Source organism: Erwinia sp. CGal63 (genome assembly GCF_037026505.1).
Lineage (GTDB): Bacteria > Pseudomonadota > Gammaproteobacteria > Enterobacterales > Enterobacteriaceae > Erwinia.
Window position 1 is genome coordinate 185,829 of sequence record NZ_JAKUMN010000003.1, and the last position, 16,885, is coordinate 202,713.

Here is a 16,885-nt window from a genome sequence, read left to right on the forward strand (position 1 = left end):
TCCTTATTGTGGTCTGAGGGTGGCGATCAGATAGTCTTTGGCGCTTTCCACCTTGCTCTGCTGGATAGCCGCTGCTGGATCGACATGTTTTGGACAAACCTCTGAACAGAAGCCGACGAAAGTGCAGGGCCAGACGCCGTTATCGCCGTTTAACTGCGGCATTCGCGCCCGTTTGCCTTTATCGCGGCTATCGAGGTTATAGCGGTGCGCCAGCGTAATGGCGGCAGGGCCGATGAACTCTGGATTAAGGCCGAACTGCGGGCAGGCGGCGTAGCAGAGGCCGCAGTTGATACAGCCGGAGAACTGGTGGTAGCGCGCCATCTGCGCCGGCGTCTGCAGGTTGGGGCCGCTTTGCGCCGGCTGCTCATCGCCAATTATCCAGGGCTTAATCGCCGCCAGGCTTTCGATAAAGCGGCTCATATCCACAATCAGATCGCGCTCGATGGGGAAGTTCGCCAGCGGCTCCACGCGCATCCCTTGCGGATAGTGGCGAAGAAAGATTTTGCAGGCGAGTTTGGGCACGCCATCCACCATCATGCCGCAGGAGCCGCAGATCGCCATGCGGCACGACCAGCGGAAAGAGAGGTCGCCGGCCAGGTTGTCTTTGATATAGCCCAGCGCGTCCAGCAGCGAAGTCTGCTCATCCCAGGGCACGCTATAGGTTTCAAAGTGCGGCGCCGAATCCGTCTCCGGGTTATAGCGTTGGATGGCAATCTTACAGTCAGCCATGCTGCGTCTCCTTATGTTCCGATTCCGCGCCGTAAACGCGTCTGGCCGGCGGCAAACGAGTGATCGTCACTTTGTCCCAGGCGATGGTTGGTGCGCCCTGCGCGTTGTAATAGCTCAGCGAATGCTGCAGAAAACGTTCGTCGTCCCTTTCGCGGCAGCCTTCATCCAGACGCTGGTGCGCGCCGCGCGACTCTTTGCGTTCAAAAGCGGCGTGCGCCATGCATTCCGCCACGTTTAGCCCATGCTCCAGCTCGATGGCGTAAAGCAGCTCGGTATTGAATACGCTGGAGCTGTCGCGAATGCGTACGCGGGCAAAACGCGCTTTCAGCTCCGCCAGCTTGTCGATGGTCTGCTGCATCAGCTCTGGCGTACGGTAGATGCCGCAGCCTTCTTCCATCGACGTGCCCATTTCGTCGCGCAGCGTCGACCAGCGCTCATCGCCCGGCTGATTGACCAGCGCCTTCAGCCGCTGCTCGCAGTCGCGGCTCTGCGCGTCCAGCGCGGCGGTGGCGAAGTTGCGGCTTTCCAGCGATCTGGTGGCAGCGTTTTCCCCGGCCAGGCGACCGAACACCACCAGCTCCGCCAGCGAATTCGATCCCAGTCGGTTAGCGCCGTGCAGGCCGACCGAGGAGCACTCGCCGACGGCGAACAGCCCGCGCACGGTGGTTTCACAACTAGCGTCCGTGGCGATGCCGCCCATGGTGTAGTGCGCCGTCGGCCGGATTGGGATCGGGCTGGTGACGGGATCGACGCCGACATAGGCTTTGCTCAGCTCGCAGATAAAGGGCAGTCGCTCCTGCAGCTTTTTCTCGCCGAGATGACGCAGATCGAGATGCACCACTTCGCCGCGCGGCGTATGGATAGTGCGGCCCTTTTGCGACTCGTGCCAGAAAGCCTGCGAAACCTTGTCGCGCGGGCCCAGCTCCATATATTTGTTTTTGGGTTCGCCGAGCGGGGTTTCCGGCCCCAGGCCGTAATCCTGCAGATAGCGATAGCCGTCTTTATTCACCAGGATGCCGCCTTCGCCGCGGCAGCCTTCCGTCATCAAAATGCCGGAGCCGGGCAGGCCGGTTGGGTGATACTGCACAAACTCCATATCGCGCAGCGCCACGCCGTGACGCAGCGCCATACCCATACCGTCGCCGGTGACGATGCCGCCGTTGGTGTTGTAGCGATAGACGCGGCCCGCGCCGCCGGTCGCCAGCACCACCGACTTGGCCAGAATTTTTATCAGCGCGCCTTCCATCATATTCATCGCCATCACGCCGCGCGCCTCGCCGTTATCCACCAGCAGGTCGAGCACGAAATGTTCGTCGAAGCGAACGATTTGCGGATATTTCAGCGAGGTCTGGAATAGCGTGTGCAGCATATGGAAGCCGGTTTTATCGGCGGCGAACCAGGTGCGTTCGATCTTCATGCCGCCGAAGCGCCGCACGTTGACAGAGCCATCCTGACGGCGGCTCCACGGACAGCCCCAGCGTTCCAGCCGGGCCATCTCCTGCGGACAGTGGCGCACAAAATAATCCACCACGTCCTGTTCACACAGCCAGTCGCCGCCGGAGACGGTGTCCTGAAAATGCAGGTCGAAGCTGTCATGCTCCTGGGTTACGGCGGCGGAACCGCCTTCGGCGGCCACGGTGTGGCTGCGCATCGGATAGACTTTTGAAACCAGCGCGATAGTCAGCGTGGGATGGGCTTCGGCAGCGGCGATAGCCGCCCGCAGCCCGGCGCCGCCCGCGCCGACAATCACCAGATCGGCAGTAAAGGTTTGCACGATATTCTCCCTGTCAGGCCGTTATGGGATGGATGAGGGATTGGCCCCCGGTTAACGGAAGGCCCAGTATAAAAGCGGCAGTAGCGGGCAAAATTGATGTGTTCAGGCATTAAGGTGAAAAAACGTCGGCAATAGTGTTAAGGCGCTAACGCTTTTGGCGACGAAGAATTTTTTAGCGGCGCGGGTTTGTTTGTCCGTGGCGCCTCGGGTAGACTGCTTCACCCTGATCCCTGAGGAGTACAAACTATGAGCGATACGGCCAGCTGGCAGCCGAGCGCGCCCGTTACTAATTTATTAAAACGGGCGGCGATAATGGCTGAGATCCGGCGTTTCTTTGCCGATCGTGGGGTGCTGGAAGTGGAAACCCCGGCGATGAGCCAGGCGACCGTAACCGATATCCATCTGTTTCCTTTTCAGACGCGTTTTGTCGGGCCGGGCGCCGCGCAGGGCCTGGATCTCTATCTGATGACCAGCCCGGAATACCATATGAAGCGGCTGCTGGCGGCAGGCAGCGGGCCGATTTTTCAGCTCTGCCGCTGCTTCCGCAACGAGGAAGCGGGTCGTCACCACAATCCCGAATTCACCATGCTGGAGTGGTATCGTCCGCACTACGATATGTACCGGCTGATGAACGAGGTAGACGATCTGTTGCAGCAGGTGCTGGAGTGCGCGCCTGCGGAGACGCTCTCCTACCAGCAGGCATTTATTCGCCATCTGGAGATGGATCCGCTGTCGGCGGACAAAGCGCAGATGCGTGAGGTTGCCGAAAAGCTGGGCGTGGGCGATTTAGCCAACCGCGAGGAAGATCGCGATACGCTGCTGCAGCTGCTGTTCGTCACCGGCGTGGAGCCGCAGATTGGCAAAGAGAAGCCGGCTTTTGTCTACCATTTCCCGGCCAGCCAGGCGGCGCTGGCGGAGATCAGCACCGAGGATCACCGCGTGGCGGAACGTTTCGAAGTCTATTTCAAGGGCATTGAGCTGGCCAACGGCTTCCGCGAGCTGACCGACAGTCGCGAACAGCGTCAACGCTTCGAGCAGGATAACCGCAAGCGCGCGGCGATGGGCCTGCCGCAGCAGCCGATCGACAACAATCTGCTGGCTGCGCTGGCGCACGGTATGCCGGAGTGTTCCGGCGTGGCGCTGGGCGTGGATCGTATCGTGATGCTGGCGCTGAAGGCGTCGCAGCTGAGCGAAGTGATCGCTTTCTCCGTCGACCGCTGCTGATTGTCGCCGTAAAAAAAGGCCCGGAATCGCTTCCGGGCCTTTTTTTATAGTCCGCCAGATTTATAGGTTCTGGCGGCCGGGACGCCGTTGTTGACCGGCGTTTTGCGACCAATGGTTTCCATACGCACCTGGAAAGGCGGGAAGGGCATCTCCAGCCCGTGCTCGTGATAGCCCTGCAGGATCAGCTGGTGCAGCTCATGGCGCAGCGGCATCCTGTGTCCCATCTCCGCCGCGTGAATACGCAGTTCAAACAGCTGAATACCCTGCTGCAGATCTACCAGAAAAGCTTCCGGCGGCGGCGTCTCCAGCACGTACTGGCAGCGCTGCGCGGCGGTCAGCAGCACATTGGTGACCTCCTCGCTGTTGGCTTCCGCCGCAGCCGGGATGGTCAGCACCACACGCGTCACCGAGTCAGAGAGCGACCAGTTGATAAACTGCTCGGTGATAAAGGCCTTGTTCGGCACGATAATCTCTTTGCGATCCCAGTCGGTAATGGTGGTGGCGCGCGTGTTGATGCGCGTGATGCTGCCGGTCAGATCGCGGATGGTAACCGTATCGCCGATGCGAATCGGCTTTTCAAACAGGATAATCAGGCCGGAAATAAAGTTGGCGAAGATCTCCTGCAGGCCGAATCCCAACCCCACACCCAGCGCGGCGACCAGCCACTGCAGCTTCGACCAGTCGATGCCGATCATCGAGAAGCCCGCCAGGCCGCCGATCAGGATCAGCGTATACTTGGTCAGCGTGGTGATGGCATAGCCAGTGCCGGGCGTCAGGTTGAGATGCTGCAACAGCGCCAGCTCCAGCAGCGCCGGCATATTGCGCACCAGCTGCGTGGTAATAATCAGCACCAGAATAGCAATCAGCACCGAGCCCAGCGTAATCGGCTCAAGGCTTTCCACACCCTGCACCGTGGTGCTGGCGTCCCACAGCCGGATATTCTCCAGAAAGCCGAACGCCGAGTGAATTTCCGACCAGAGCACAATCACCGATACCAGCGCAATCAGCGTCAGGATCGAGCGCACCAGCCGCAGCGACTGGGCGCTGATGGCATCCAGATCGATGACCGGCTCGTCCACTTCCGCTTCCGTGCTTTGCGTGGCGGTCGTTTCCTCTTCGCCTTTGGCGCGCTGGGCCAGGATCTCCGCACGACGATTGCGCGCGCGATCGAAGGCGATGCGCCGTCGCTGGATCAGCATCCAGCGGCGAATGATGTGATAGATAATTAGCAGCAGGAACCAGATAGCCAGCGAGGTTTCCACTCTGGCCAGCAGCGCCTGCGCGGTCGCCAGATAGCCGATGCAGGAAGCGAAGGCGGCAATCATCGGAATGCAGATCATCACGTTCCACAGCACGTTGCTGATAAAGTTTTCGCCGTTGCCTTCTTTATCCAGATAGAGCGGAATGCCCGCGCGCTTCAGGCTGATGGTCACCAGGCTGAGCGCGCCGCAGATCAGGATAAAGCAAACGCGGCCCAGCGTAGCGGAGAAGTGGCGCTCGTCCAGATTATCGAAGCCGATCAGCAGCATAATCAGCGGCACCACAAACCCGATGCAGAGCGTATAGAAGCGCATCGCGCGCGCCACCCGATTCTGCTGCCAGCGGAAGTGAACGATAAACAGGCCCTTAGGCCGGGCAAAGGCCGCGCTGATCATAAAGGCCCAGAGCAGCGGCACGGTCGCCGTGATGCCGTCGCCGATCGCCACGGCCACGGGATAAGGCCAGGCGTGTTGTAAGCCGTAGCCCAGCGCCATCCACAGCACCGGCAGCGGCAGGGCAACCAGAATCGACCAGAACACGGTGCGCATGGTCAGGCCGAAGCGATCCTGCGTCACCTTGCCGACCTTGCTGGCGGAGCGGTCAAGAAAATCGCGGTAGTGGCGACGAGAGCTGAGGCTAAAGCCGACCAGCAGGATCGCGCCGAGGATCGGCAGAACCGTTTCGCGGTTGGTGAACATCATTACCAGCGCGCCGCCCAGCTGGCCCAGCGTGTTGAGCGACAGCAGATTACGCAGATCGCGCATCAGCAGCAGCGGAAAATCCAGGTGCAGCGCGCTGACGTCGGCCGTCCAGAACAGATAGCGATGGGTCGCCTCTTTGACTTCCCGCAGCGCGTCCTCCAGCTGGCCGTTCGCCACCTTGAGTTTAGTCACTTCCAGGATCAGGTTGTCGCTGCCGGAGAGCAGCGAGCCGATCAGCTCACGCTGCGTTTTCAGCTGCGCGTCGAGGATTTTGCGCTGCTCGCTGGTTAGCGGCGTGCCGTCGTCCTGCTTAAGCTGACGCAGCTGCTGCTGGCGCTCCAACAGATCTTCGTAATGCAGGCGCTGAACGCGCAGCTGCGCCATATCGTTATCCAGCTGCTGGGGCTTGGGCATTTCCGGCAGACGCGCCACCTGCGCGCGCAGCGCTTCGCCCAGCACATTGGAGACGCCGAGCCACTGCGACTGCTCGCGGATAGTGCTCAGCGCCTGACGAACCTGGATGGTTTGATTGACGGCGGTGCGCTGCTGCGAGGCGACAAGATCCATACGCTGCGCCTGCTGATTCAGCGCGGCGGAAAGCTCGCGGTTAACGCGAAACTGTTCGCTGAGCTTTTTCGGCAGTTCGCCGCTGTTTTCCGCCAGCTGTTCGGTTTTCTCCAGCGCGATTTCCGCTTCGCGCTGGCGGCGGCTGTTCAGCTGGTTGCGCAGCTCCTGCAGATAGTTATCAAGCTGGGTGGCCTTGCGCTGATGAAGCTCGCCGCGCATACGCGCCAGCTCCTGACGATTGTTGGCCGACAGCTGCGCCAGCTCCAGTTCATCGACTCGCGCTTTGCGCGCTGCGGACTCCGCCTGACGCGTGAAGAGCTGCGCCTGAGCGAGTGGCGTGACCGGCGTCGGCTGTCCCTGCAGGCGACGTTCGATCTCATTGAGCGCGCGGCGGGCATCGGTCTGCTGCTGCGGCAGCTGGGCGAGGGAATCGCTGATTTCCCGGGCGCGATCCTGCTCCTGCTGCGCCTGGCGACCCTCTTCCAACAGCTGGCTGCTGACCTGTAAAATCTCCTGATCCAGCTCCGCCGCCGTCATGGTGGCGCGCACCGTTTTATTGCTGTCGGCGAGCGCCACCAGCTGCTGGCGCAGCTCGCGGGAGAGTCGGGGGAAATCGTCGATGACCTGCTGGTAGTCGCTGGCGTTGGCCTGCGATTTCTGCTGATCCTCCAGCCAGTTCAGCGTGGATTGCAGCGCCTCCACCGTTTCCGCCTGATTCGGCGTATCCTGGTTGGATTTCGCCTCCTCAAGGGCCTGCTTGATCTGCGCGGCGTCGGGCGCGCTGGCGGCCCAGGCGGGCTGGAGCAGCGCCCAGCCCAGCAAAAGAGTAACTATCAGGCGTAACATGCTTCTCTGCTATGGGTGATGTAAGACTTCTTCGGCGCTGGTTTTCTGCAGGGCGATAGCCAGCGGCTGACCCAGACGCGTTTTGGTTTCCGGCGTCAGGCTTTCCGCCAGCTTCACCTTGCCCTGTGCGAACAGGTTGATAACGGTGGAGCCCAGCTTGAATCGGCCCATCTCCTGGCCTTTCAACAGCACCACGGAACCTTCTTCATCCGCGCCCGGCCAGCGCCAGCGTTTGATTACGCCTTCGCGAGGCGGAGTCACGGTGCCTGCCCAGGCGGTTTCGATGCTGCCTACGATAGTGGCGCCAACCAGGATCTGTGCCATCGGGCCAAACTCGGTATCGAAGAGGCAAATCACGCGTTCGTTACGGGCAAAAAGGTTAGGGATGTTCTGCGCCGTCAAAGGATTAACAGAGTAGAGATCGCCGGGCACGTAGATCATCTCGCGCAGAATGCCGTTGCAGGGCATATGTACGCGGTGGTAGTCGCGCGGCGCTAAGTAAGTAGTTACAAACTCGCCGTCGCGGAACATTTCCGTCATGGCGACATCGCCAGCCAGCAGCGCTTCCAGCGTATAGGTATGACCCTTCGCCTGGAAGATCTGGTCGCCTTCGATATGGCCCAGCTGGCTGATTGCGCCGTCGCACGGCAGCACCAGCAGGTTAGGGTCGGTTTCGATCGGGCGCGCCTCGTCGCGCAGCGGACGCACGAAAAAGTCGTTAAAGGTGCGATAGCTGGCGGTATCCGGCTTCTGCGCCTCGCTCATATCGACTTTATAGAACCAGACAAAAACATCGATAACCGCTTTGGTCAGCCAGCCAGCGCGCTTGCCTGCGCCCCAGCCGGCAAGTTCAGTAAGGCCTTTCTTGGGCAAAACGGCATTCAGGCCGAGCTTCAGACGATCCAACACAATAGCCTCCTGGCTTTCTGCAATAATTAAGGGTGCGGATTGTAACAGCGTCCGGCTCTCCCGGCTACGACGCCCGCCGCGCGGATTCAGTCGCTGTTTTCTGAGAAACTGCGCCGCGTTTTCTGCTGCATTTCGGACATGCTTTCCAGAATGCGGTGGTAGTTTTCAAAACGCGACTCGTCTATTTCACCTTTTTCCACTGCTTCGCGGATCGCGCAGCCCGGATCGGTATCGTGCTTGCAGTCGCGAAATTTGCAGTGACCTAAAAACTCACGGAATTCGACAAATCCGCGGGTGATTTGTTCCGGCTCCAGATGCCATAAACCGAATTCGCGCACGCCTGGCGAGTCGATAACGTCGCCGCCGTGCGGAAAGTGGTAAAGGCGAGCGGCGGTGGTGGTGTGCTGGCCCAGACCGGAGACGTCGGAAACGTCGTTGGTGAGGATCTCAGCCTCCAGCTCCAGCCCCAGCAGCGCGTTGAGCAGGCTGGATTTGCCGACGCCCGACTGACCGGCGAAAATGCTTACCCGGCCAACCAGCGCCGCTTCCAGCTCGCTGAGGCCCTGCTTACGGTGGCTGGAAACCATAATCACGCGGTAGCCGATAGCACGGTAGATAGCCATTTGCTCTTCCACAAAAGCCATGCCGTCGGCATCCAGCAGATCCGTTTTGTTCAACACCAGCAGCGGTTCAATGTCCAGCGTTTCGCTCGCCACCAGGTAGCGGTCGATAATATTCAGCGACAGTTCAGGCAGAATAGCCGAGACGATAACGATCTGATTGATGTTGGCGGCAATAGGTTTTACGCCGTCGTAAAAGTCAGGGCGGGTCAGCACCGAGGTACGTTCATGCACGGCTTCCACAATGCCCTTAGCGCTCTGTACGCCCGGACGCCAGAGCACGCGGTCGCCGGTCACCAGCGAACGAAGGGTGCGGCGGATATTGCAGCGGTGGACGCTGCCGTCCGCGTCCTCTACGTCGGCGTGCATACCGAAACGGCTGATCACCACGCCGTCACGCGCCTCACCAAACAGGCTATCGTCCGGCTCGGGCTTGTCGGCGCGCTGCTTCAGGCGGCGTTCATGGTTGGCGCTGACGCGACGTTGCTGACCTTTAGACAGTTTGTTCTTGCTCACTCTTCCTCACACGGCTTAGCTTCGCCCTGACAGGGCAAAACGTTTATGATACACCCTAACGTATGATGATATAAGCCACGGCGAGAAACCCTATGACAGTAAATGCCAGTAATCTGATCTGGATTGACCTTGAAATGACCGGCCTTGACCCGGAACAGGATCGTATTATCGAAATCGCCACGCTGGTGACCGATGCCGATCTGAATATTCTTGCTGAAGGGCCGGTGTTTGCCGTCCATCAGTCCGATGCGCAGCTGGCGCTGATGGATGAGTGGAACGTCAACACCCATACCAGCAGCGGCCTGGTCGACAGAGTGAAAGCGAGCCGCTACGACGATCGCGCGGCCGAGCTGGCGACGCTGGAATTTTTGCAAAAGTGGGTGCCGCAAAACTGCTCGCCTATCTGCGGCAACAGCATCGCTCAGGATCGCCGTTTTCTGTTTAAGTATATGCCGGAGCTGGAAGCTTACTTCCACTACCGCTACCTGGACGTCAGCACGCTGAAAGAGCTGGCGCGCCGCTGGAAGCCGGAAATTCTGACCGGCTTTAAAAAGCAGGGCACGCACCAGGCGATGGACGATATTCGTGAATCAGTCGCCGAGCTGGCGTACTACCGCGAAAACTTTATCCGCCTGTAACGGCAGGGCGGGTTTTGCTGACAAAATTAGCGTTATGCTGGTTTTGTCAGCAGTTAAGCCTGTAAAGCGAAAAAAAGTCGCTTTGCAGGCTTGCGGCGAATTTGATTTCTCGTATAATGCGCTCCCCGTACAGGAGAGTTTTTACCTGATACGTCGGGCGGGAATAGCTCAGTTGGTAGAGCACGACCTTGCCAAGGTCGGGGTCGCGAGTTCGAGTCTCGTTTCCCGCTCCAAAATTTAATGCACCACCCAAGCGGGAATAGCTCAGTTGGTAGAGCACGACCTTGCCAAGGTCGGGGTCGCGAGTTCGAGTCTCGTTTCCCGCTCCAAAAGTTACTGCACCACCCTAAGCGGGAATAGCTCAGTTGGTAGAGCACGACCTTGCCAAGGTCGGGGTCGCGAGTTCGAGTCTCGTTTCCCGCTCCAAAAGTTACTGCACCACCCAAGCGGGAATAGCTCAGTTGGTAGAGCACGACCTTGCCAAGGTCGGGGTCGCGAGTTCGAGTCTCGTTTCCCGCTCCAGATTTTCTTCGGTTTCAACCTCCATTTTTATCATGATAAAGCTGCGCTGGCTTTGCCGCTGCGCCAGGCTCCTGCTGTTCTTTTACGCCCGCCAGAGTCACCCATTGCTTTAGCGCTAAAAGAGATTGCACCAGCCGCAAACGAGCGGTGAAAGTCACTACTTTGCTGCGTCCGAGAGCAAGCATCCTTTTGCAGAAGTTATTGTGGCTATCAGGCTGCTGCAGAGGTTTCGCCTGCCTGCCCAACACCGTATCCGCCTGTAATGTCTTGATAACCGCTCTGTCGCTGAGTGTCCATCCCTGGCGCGGCGTAGTCTGAATGATCTCTTCGGAAAGTCCTGCTTCCTGCAGCTGTTTGCGCAGTCTGGAGATGGTCTGATAGAGCGTGTTGGGCGTGACGATTTTGCCATGTTTTTCCCAGCCTGTTTCATACAGCGCCTGGTGGGAAACCTTCTGGCCCTGCTGTTTTATCAGCAGGCAAAAACAGCGTGCGGCAGTCACGTAAAGCGTGAATTCCTGACCGGTTTTGCAGGAAATCAGCTTGTTGGCGTGCGGTAAAAATATGACCTGATCGTTGACAGAATAGGCAAGCGGGGCATGACTTTCCATGGTGAAATTTATCCTTTTAGCTATCAGCAAATAATTAACATTTACGTGTTTTTTATGGCTTTTATAAAATCTTTTTTCACGCCGCGAAGAATACTATAAAAAAATCGGTGTGAAAATATGGCATGCAGCCACAAATTTTCTGTCAATGTCAGGTGAGTAAAGGTAATTTCAATTATTGATATCAAGCGTAAGGATAGGTATGGAATATTTTATTTTCCTTATATTAAGAGGCCTGTTTTTATAGTAATAAAAAATAGCTTTAGCTGGGTAACTCGCGAGTGAGTAACATAACCTTTTCATAACTTGTTGAAATTTATGATTTTAATAAAAATTGCAGATGTAGAAGACAAAGGCGACGGTTTCTAAACAACGTTATCCGTGGATAAGCTTTAACGCTCCACTTAAGCGCTGATGAAATATTAATGGAGGATTAATAAATCCTTTTGCGGTAGAAAAACGTTATTCGCTTAAGAAAATGAAAACTTCAACGGCCGAAGAATTTTTATCCGCATAAGAAAAGTTCTCGGCGAGCGATCGTTGCCTTGCTGTTTGCCCTCCCGAGCGCGACAAATAAGAAGTGCGCAGATTAAGTAGCGGCGGCGCGTTACTGACACGGGCAAGGTCTTAATGTCGGCTTAATTCCGGCTAAGCCTTTGCCATCGCTTAAGCGGTTAACAGCGCCACCGCTGCATGACGGTCGCCGTGCAGGAAAAAGCTTGTTTTTCCCGTTCGATACGGTCATAATCGCACCCGTTCAGAGGTTACGTAAAAATAAAACCTTTAAAATCAATAAGATAGATTTTAAGGCACGTTGAACCACGCTAAAGCGGTTCCTTACGTAAACCGTCCGGCAGCCGCAGAGCAGTTTTACCGACTTTTTTCGCGCGCTCACAGTACCGATTTTCCGCTTCAGGCAGAACTTCCTTATAAGTTATCCACAAAGCTGCTCCGGCTCCGTTTCGCTTTTTTCTCGCGTTCGGAGAACATCTTCAACAGAGTTATCCACAGGTTATCGCTGCGCCAGGACCGGCAGGAAAAAAGAAAAACCGCCGTGCGGGTTGAGTAACGTATTGATTTAACACGTCATAATAATATTTCAAATTGCTACATCGATCGCTTGCGCTTTCTGTGGCAGTTGAATGTCAACGGCTTTTTATTTTTATGCACAGGATGTGGAAAACCGATCTCTTCGGCGGATTACCCCTGCGCGGTCATTTATGCATCGCGCGGCAAACCCTTTTCGATAACGCGCACCAGCCGTTTTTGCTGCCCGCTCTGTACCTCGACAGCGTTTTCCGCGCGCCTTGCCAACTGGCGAGCCAGCGCCCACTCAATATGTTCGTCCAGCATGGCGTTTTCGCCCAGACGGCTCTGCAGCGACAATACGTTTTCCGGCGTCCAGGGCGCATTGCCCAGCGCCACCGCGATATTGCGCAGCCAGCGCAGATGACCGATACGCCTGATCGCGGAGCCTTCCGTCACGCGCAAAAATTTCGCTTCGTCCCAGGCGAAAAGCTCGGTTAACGGCGGCGCGTGCAGCACCGCGCGCGGGCTGAAATCCTCCTCATCCGTTAGCTGACCGTAGCGGTTCCACGGACAGATCAGCTGGCAGTCGTCGCAGCCGTAAATCCGGTTGCCGATTAGCGGCCTGAACGCTTCCGGGATGGCGCCTTCCAGTTCGATAGTCAGATAGGAGATGCAGCGTCTGGCGTCCACGACGTAAGGTTCGACGATGGCGCCGGTCGGGCAGGTGGTCAGACAGGCGACGCAGCGGCCGCACTGCTCCTGCTGCGGTTGATCAACCGGTAAAGGCAGGTTGATTAGCAGCTCGCCCAGAAAAAACCATGAGCCGGCTTCGCGATTTAAAATCAGCGAATGTTTTCCTGTCCAGCCCAGACCGGCTTTGGCCGCCAGCGGCCTTTCCAGCAGCGGCGCGGAATCGACAAAGGGACGAAACTCCGCCTCTTCGCAGCGCGCCCGAATACGATCGCCGAGCTTTTTCAGGCGATTACGCAATACTTTGTGGTAATCACGCCCCAGCGCGTAGCGGCTGACATAACCCAACTGTGGATTTTTCAGAGTACTGGCGAAAGCCGCTTTAGCAGGAAGATAGTTCATACGCACGCTGATCACGCGCAGCGTGCCGGGCAGCAGTTCGTGTGGACGGGCGCGCATCATGCCGTGTCGGGCCATCCAGTCCATTTCGCCATGATATTGTTTGTCCAGCCAGGCCTGCAGACGCGGCTCTTCCAGACTAAGATCGGTATCGCAGATGCCGACCTGCTGAAAGCCGAGCTCCAGCCCCCATTGTTTGATTTCAAGGGCGAATTGAGAAAGATCGAGAGGATGCGACATGAGTAACCTGAACCAGCTAAATAACCCGACCAGTTTACCCTATTCCGTCTGGCCTGTAGAGACGATAGCGCAACTGGAGCGCGAAGGCGCGGACGCCTTGGGGATCACGCTGTTTGAGCTGATGCAGCGAGCGGGCGAGGCGGCTTTTACCAAAATACGCACGCTCTGGCCGGACAGGCAGCACTGGTTGATCCTGTGCGGTCATGGCAACAACGGCGGCGACGGTTATATCGTCGCTCGTCTCGCTAAGTCTGCCGGGCTGAGCGTAACGCTAATCGCCTGTGAAGGCGCAAAGCCGCTGCCGGAAGAGGCACAGCAGGCGCAGGAAGCCTGGCTGAGCGCCGGGGGTGAAATTCATGGGCCGGCAGCGCCCTGGCCTGAACAGATTGACCTTATCGTAGACGCGCTGCTGGGCACGGGACTGAATCGCGCGCCCGGCGAACATTATGCACGCTTAATCGAGAAGGCTAACACGGCGAGCGCGCCGATATTCGCCGTGGATATTCCTTCAGGGTTAGTGGCGGCTAACGGTACGACGCCAGGCGCGGTGATTAACGCCGTTCACACTTTGACTTTTATCGCGCTGAAACCGGGCTTGCTGACCGGCAAAGCGCGCGATCACGTAGGCCAGCTGCATTTTCACGCGCTCAGCCTTGATGCCTGGCTGGCCGGACAAACGGCGCCGATGGCCCGTTACGACGCTTCCGCACTGGCGCGCTGGCTGCCGCCGCGCAAGCCGACATCGCATAAGGGCGATCACGGCAAACTGGTGATTATCGGTGGCGATCACGGCACGGCTGGCGCTATCCGCATGACGGGCGAAGCTGCGCTGCGCGCCGGAGCAGGTCTTGTGCGAGTACTCACTCACAAAGATAATCTTTCGCCGCTGCTGACGGCGCGGCCCGAACTAATGGTGCAAGAGCTTAGCGCGCAGGCGATTGAGGAAGCGCTGGAGTGGGCCGATGTGGTGGTGATTGGGCCGGGCCTTGGCCAGCGCGACTGGGGGAAAGAGGCGCTGGAAAAAGTGAAAAAATCCGCCAAACCGATGCTTTGGGACGCCGACGCGCTTAACCTGCTGGCAATCGCGGGCGATAAACGTCAAAATCGCGTTATTACGCCTCATCCGGGCGAAGCGGCCCGGCTGCTGAACATCAAAACCAGCGAAGTAGAAAGTGACCGCTTACTTGCTGCCCGCAACCTGGTTAAACGCTATGGCGGCGTGGTTGTCCTGAAAGGCGCCGGTACGCTTATCGCCAGTGAAACGGGCGAGATCGCCTTTGCCGACGTCGGTAATGCCGGCATGGCGACCGGCGGCATGGGTGACGTGCTTTCCGGCATCATCGGCAGTTTGGCAGGCCAAAAGCTCTCGCTGTATGATGCAGCCTGCGCTGGCTGCGTGGCTCACGGCGCGGCGGCGGAAGCCGTATCGCAACGGCTTGGCACGCGCGGCATGTTGGCGACCGATCTGTTTTCCGAGCTGCACCTGTTTGTTAACCCAGAGATCCTGAACAGAAAAGAATGAAGACCGTAATCGCACTGTCCGACGAGGCTGCCACTCTCGCACTGGGAGCTAGCCTGGCCCGCGCCTGTCACGGCGCGGCAACCCTCTATTTGTATGGCGATTTGGGCGCGGGGAAAACCACTTTCAGCCGCGGTTTTTTACAGGCGCTGGGGCACCAGGGCAACGTGAAAAGCCCGACCTACACGCTGGTGGAACCTTACGTTTTGCCGGATCGCCGGGTTTATCACTTCGATCTCTATCGGCTGGCCGATCCCGAAGAGCTGGAGTTTATGGGGATCCGCGACTATTTCAGTGGCGACAGCCTTTGCCTGGTGGAGTGGCCGCAGCAGGGCGCAGGCTTTTTGCCAGAGCCGGATATCCGACTCTGGCTCAGCTACCAGGGCGATGCCCGCCAGGCGGAGCTTGAGGCCTGCTCGCCAGCGGGTGAGACAATGCTGGCCCGTATGGAGAAGAGTGGACAATGAGGAAGCTGGGTTTACTGCTGGCTGTTTTACTGAGTACGTTTTCCACTCTGGCCGCTAATTTATCGGATATACAGGTTTCGAATGGTAGCGACAGGGCTACGGTCACGCTGAGCTTCAGCGGCCAGCCGGTTTATGGCTTCTTTCCGCTGCATAACCCTGAGCGCGTGGTGCTGGATATCCGTCAGAGCGGCGTGATAAAGGGACTGCCGCTGAACTTCAGCGGCGACAACATGGTGAAGCGTATTCGCGCCAGCACGCCGAAAGATAAGCAGAGCATCCGGCTGGTCTTTGAGCTGACGCAGCCGGGAAAAACGCGCGCCGTCACTCAGCGTAACGGCAATGATTACAATGTCGTCTTTACTATTAACGGCAGTCGACCGGCGCAGCGATCCGCTCCGGCCGTCAGCAGCGCTACGCGTTCGGCGCCGGCGGAAAACCCGTTTAAAGGCAATACCGTGACGGCGGTGAGCAACGGTAACGAAGTGGCGGTGCCGGGCAAAGCAGTCCGCGCCGCTGACGAAGCGATTATCGTCGCGATAGACGCGGGACACGGCGGCCAGGATCCGGGCGCCATCGGCGCAAACGGGCTGAAAGAGAAAAACGTCACTATCGCCATCGCGCGCAAGCTCAAGGCGCTGCTGAATAGCGACCCAATGTTCAAAGGGGTAATGACCCGCGACGGCGACTACTTTATTTCCGTGATGGGCCGTTCGGACGTGGCGCGTAAACAGAACGCCAATCTGCTGGTGTCAATCCACGCGGACGCCGCGCCGAACCGCAGCGCTTCCGGCGCTTCCGTTTGGGTGCTTTCCAACCGTCGCGCCAACAGCGAAATGGCCGGCTGGCTGGAGCAGCATGAGAAACAGTCGGAGCTGCTGGGCGGCGCGGGCGATCTGTTGGCCAACAGCCAGGCCGATCCCTATCTCAGCCAGGCGGTGCTCGATCTGCAGTTCGGCCACTCGCAGCGCGTTGGCTATGACGTCGCCGTAAAAGTTATCGCGCAGCTGCAGCGCGTCGGATCGCTGCATAAACGCCGTCCGGAACATGCCAGCCTGGGCGTATTGCGCTCGCCGGATATTCCGTCACTGCTGGTGGAAACCGGCTTTATCAGTAACCCTTCGGAGGAGCGACTGCTCGGCAGTAGCGCTTACCAGCAGAAGATTGCCGAGGCGATTTATAAAGGCCTGCGCAACTACTTCCTGGCGCACCCGCTGCAATCCGTCCCAAAGGAGGAAAACCGACCGTTGCAGTCCGCAACGGCGGTTGATGTGCAGCCTAACCCGGCGCCGACCGGCACGCGTTATACCGGCGCGGTGACGCGCCATGTGGTAAAAAGAGGCGAAACGCTTTCCGGCATCGCCGCCCACTATGGCGTAAGTATGGCGACGCTGCGTTCGATGAATACGTTGAAAAAGGATGTGGTCTGGGTCGGGCAGCGACTGAAGGTTCCTGCTTCGGGCGCGAGCGTCAGCGCTAACCGACCGCAGCGGCACAAGGTGGTTCGCGGCGACTCGCTGACCGCTATCGCCGCGCATTACGGCGTCAGCCCAAAAGCCATACAGCAGGCTAATAACATGAAAACGCAGAATGTTATGCTGGGACAGACGTTAACTATTCCAACCTCGTAGAC

General features: G+C 58.3%; 12 protein-coding genes and 4 tRNA genes. 9 read left to right on the forward strand and 7 right to left on the reverse strand.

All coding sequences use genetic code 11. The features are described 5' to 3' along the window. Positions 1–3: 3 nt before the first annotated feature. Both MKZ79_RS12150 and frdA read right to left on the reverse strand, forming a co-directional pair. Positions 4–729: a succinate dehydrogenase/fumarate reductase iron-sulfur subunit gene (locus MKZ79_RS12150; protein WP_336142534.1), complete on the reverse strand. Its 726-nt coding sequence runs from the start codon at positions 727–729 to the stop codon at positions 4–6. After that, a complete protein-coding gene (gene frdA / locus MKZ79_RS12155) occupies positions 722–2,503 on the reverse strand; it encodes a fumarate reductase (quinol) flavoprotein subunit (protein ID WP_336142535.1) in 1,782 nt (593 codons plus the stop codon). Before frdA ends, MKZ79_RS12150 begins: the two co-directional genes overlap by 8 nt. Before the next feature lie 246 nt (positions 2,504–2,749). Here frdA and epmA point away from each other — a divergent pair, with 246 nt between their 5' ends. Further along, positions 2,750–3,727: an elongation factor P--(R)-beta-lysine ligase gene (epmA, locus tag MKZ79_RS12160; RefSeq protein ID WP_336142540.1), complete on the forward strand. Its 978-nt coding sequence runs from the start codon at positions 2,750–2,752 to the stop codon at positions 3,725–3,727. A 44-nt stretch (positions 3,728–3,771) separates the two neighbouring features. Here the strand turns inward: epmA and mscM are convergent, their stop codons facing one another. The 3 genes from mscM to rsgA form a co-directional block, all read right to left on the reverse strand. After that, positions 3,772–7,101 (reverse strand): miniconductance mechanosensitive channel MscM, encoded by a 3,330-nt coding sequence (gene mscM / locus MKZ79_RS12165; protein ID WP_336142543.1) that lies wholly within the window; start codon positions 7,099–7,101, stop codon positions 3,772–3,774. Between the two features lie 9 nt (positions 7,102–7,110). Continuing rightward, complete coding sequence (asd, locus tag MKZ79_RS12170; protein WP_336142545.1) at positions 7,111–8,010, reverse strand: archaetidylserine decarboxylase; 900 nt, start codon at positions 8,008–8,010, stop codon at positions 7,111–7,113. An 86-nt stretch (positions 8,011–8,096) separates the two neighbouring features. Further along, entirely contained in the window at positions 8,097–9,146 is a 1,050-nt protein-coding gene (gene rsgA, locus MKZ79_RS12175) for a small ribosomal subunit biogenesis GTPase RsgA (protein WP_336142547.1), read from the reverse strand. A 92-nt stretch (positions 9,147–9,238) separates the two neighbouring features. Here rsgA and orn point away from each other — a divergent pair, with 92 nt between their 5' ends. From orn to MKZ79_RS12200, 5 genes are all read left to right on the forward strand, one after another. Beyond that, positions 9,239–9,784 carry an oligoribonuclease gene (gene orn, locus MKZ79_RS12180; RefSeq protein WP_336142548.1) on the forward strand — a complete coding sequence of 182 codons (546 nt, stop codon included), beginning with the start codon at positions 9,239–9,241 and terminating at the stop codon, positions 9,782–9,784. Between the two features lie 157 nt (positions 9,785–9,941). After that, positions 9,942–10,017: transfer RNA gene (locus MKZ79_RS12185), tRNA-Gly, on the forward strand. Between the two features lie 20 nt (positions 10,018–10,037). Beyond that, positions 10,038–10,113, forward strand: a tRNA-Gly gene (locus MKZ79_RS12190). A 21-nt stretch (positions 10,114–10,134) separates the two neighbouring features. Beyond that, a tRNA-Gly gene (locus tag MKZ79_RS12195) sits at positions 10,135–10,210 on the forward strand. A 20-nt stretch (positions 10,211–10,230) separates the two neighbouring features. After that, positions 10,231–10,306 (forward strand) — tRNA-Gly (locus MKZ79_RS12200). Positions 10,307–10,320: 14 nt separating this feature from the next. Here the strand turns inward: MKZ79_RS12200 and MKZ79_RS12205 are convergent. Both MKZ79_RS12205 and queG read right to left on the reverse strand, forming a co-directional pair. Next, positions 10,321–10,914: a winged helix-turn-helix domain-containing protein gene (locus MKZ79_RS12205; RefSeq protein WP_336142549.1), complete on the reverse strand. Its 594-nt coding sequence runs from the start codon at positions 10,912–10,914 to the stop codon at positions 10,321–10,323. A gap of 1,215 nt (positions 10,915–12,129) precedes the next feature. Continuing rightward, complete coding sequence (gene queG / locus MKZ79_RS12210; RefSeq protein WP_336142551.1) at positions 12,130–13,269, reverse strand: tRNA epoxyqueuosine(34) reductase QueG; 1,140 nt, start codon at positions 13,267–13,269, stop codon at positions 12,130–12,132. On the opposite strand from queG, the gene nnr reads away from it, so the two are divergent. Genes nnr through amiB form a run of 3 tightly spaced genes read left to right on the forward strand, consistent with a single transcriptional unit; the run spans position 13,268 to position 16,883 of the window. Beyond that, on the forward strand, positions 13,268–14,791 hold the full coding sequence (gene nnr, locus MKZ79_RS12215; RefSeq protein WP_336142553.1) for a bifunctional ADP-dependent NAD(P)H-hydrate dehydratase/NAD(P)H-hydrate epimerase: 1,524 nt from the start codon (positions 13,268–13,270) through the stop codon (positions 14,789–14,791). The genes queG and nnr overlap by 2 nt on opposite strands. Then, positions 14,788–15,255 (forward strand): tRNA (adenosine(37)-N6)-threonylcarbamoyltransferase complex ATPase subunit type 1 TsaE, encoded by a 468-nt coding sequence (gene tsaE, locus MKZ79_RS12220; RefSeq protein WP_336142555.1) that lies wholly within the window; start codon positions 14,788–14,790, stop codon positions 15,253–15,255. Before nnr ends, tsaE begins: the two co-directional genes overlap by 4 nt. Then, positions 15,252–16,883, forward strand: a complete 1,632-nt coding sequence (amiB, locus tag MKZ79_RS12225) for an N-acetylmuramoyl-L-alanine amidase AmiB (protein WP_336142558.1) — start codon at positions 15,252–15,254, stop codon at positions 16,881–16,883. The genes tsaE and amiB overlap by 4 nt, the downstream gene beginning before the upstream one ends. The last annotated feature ends 2 nt before the right edge of the window (positions 16,884–16,885 follow it).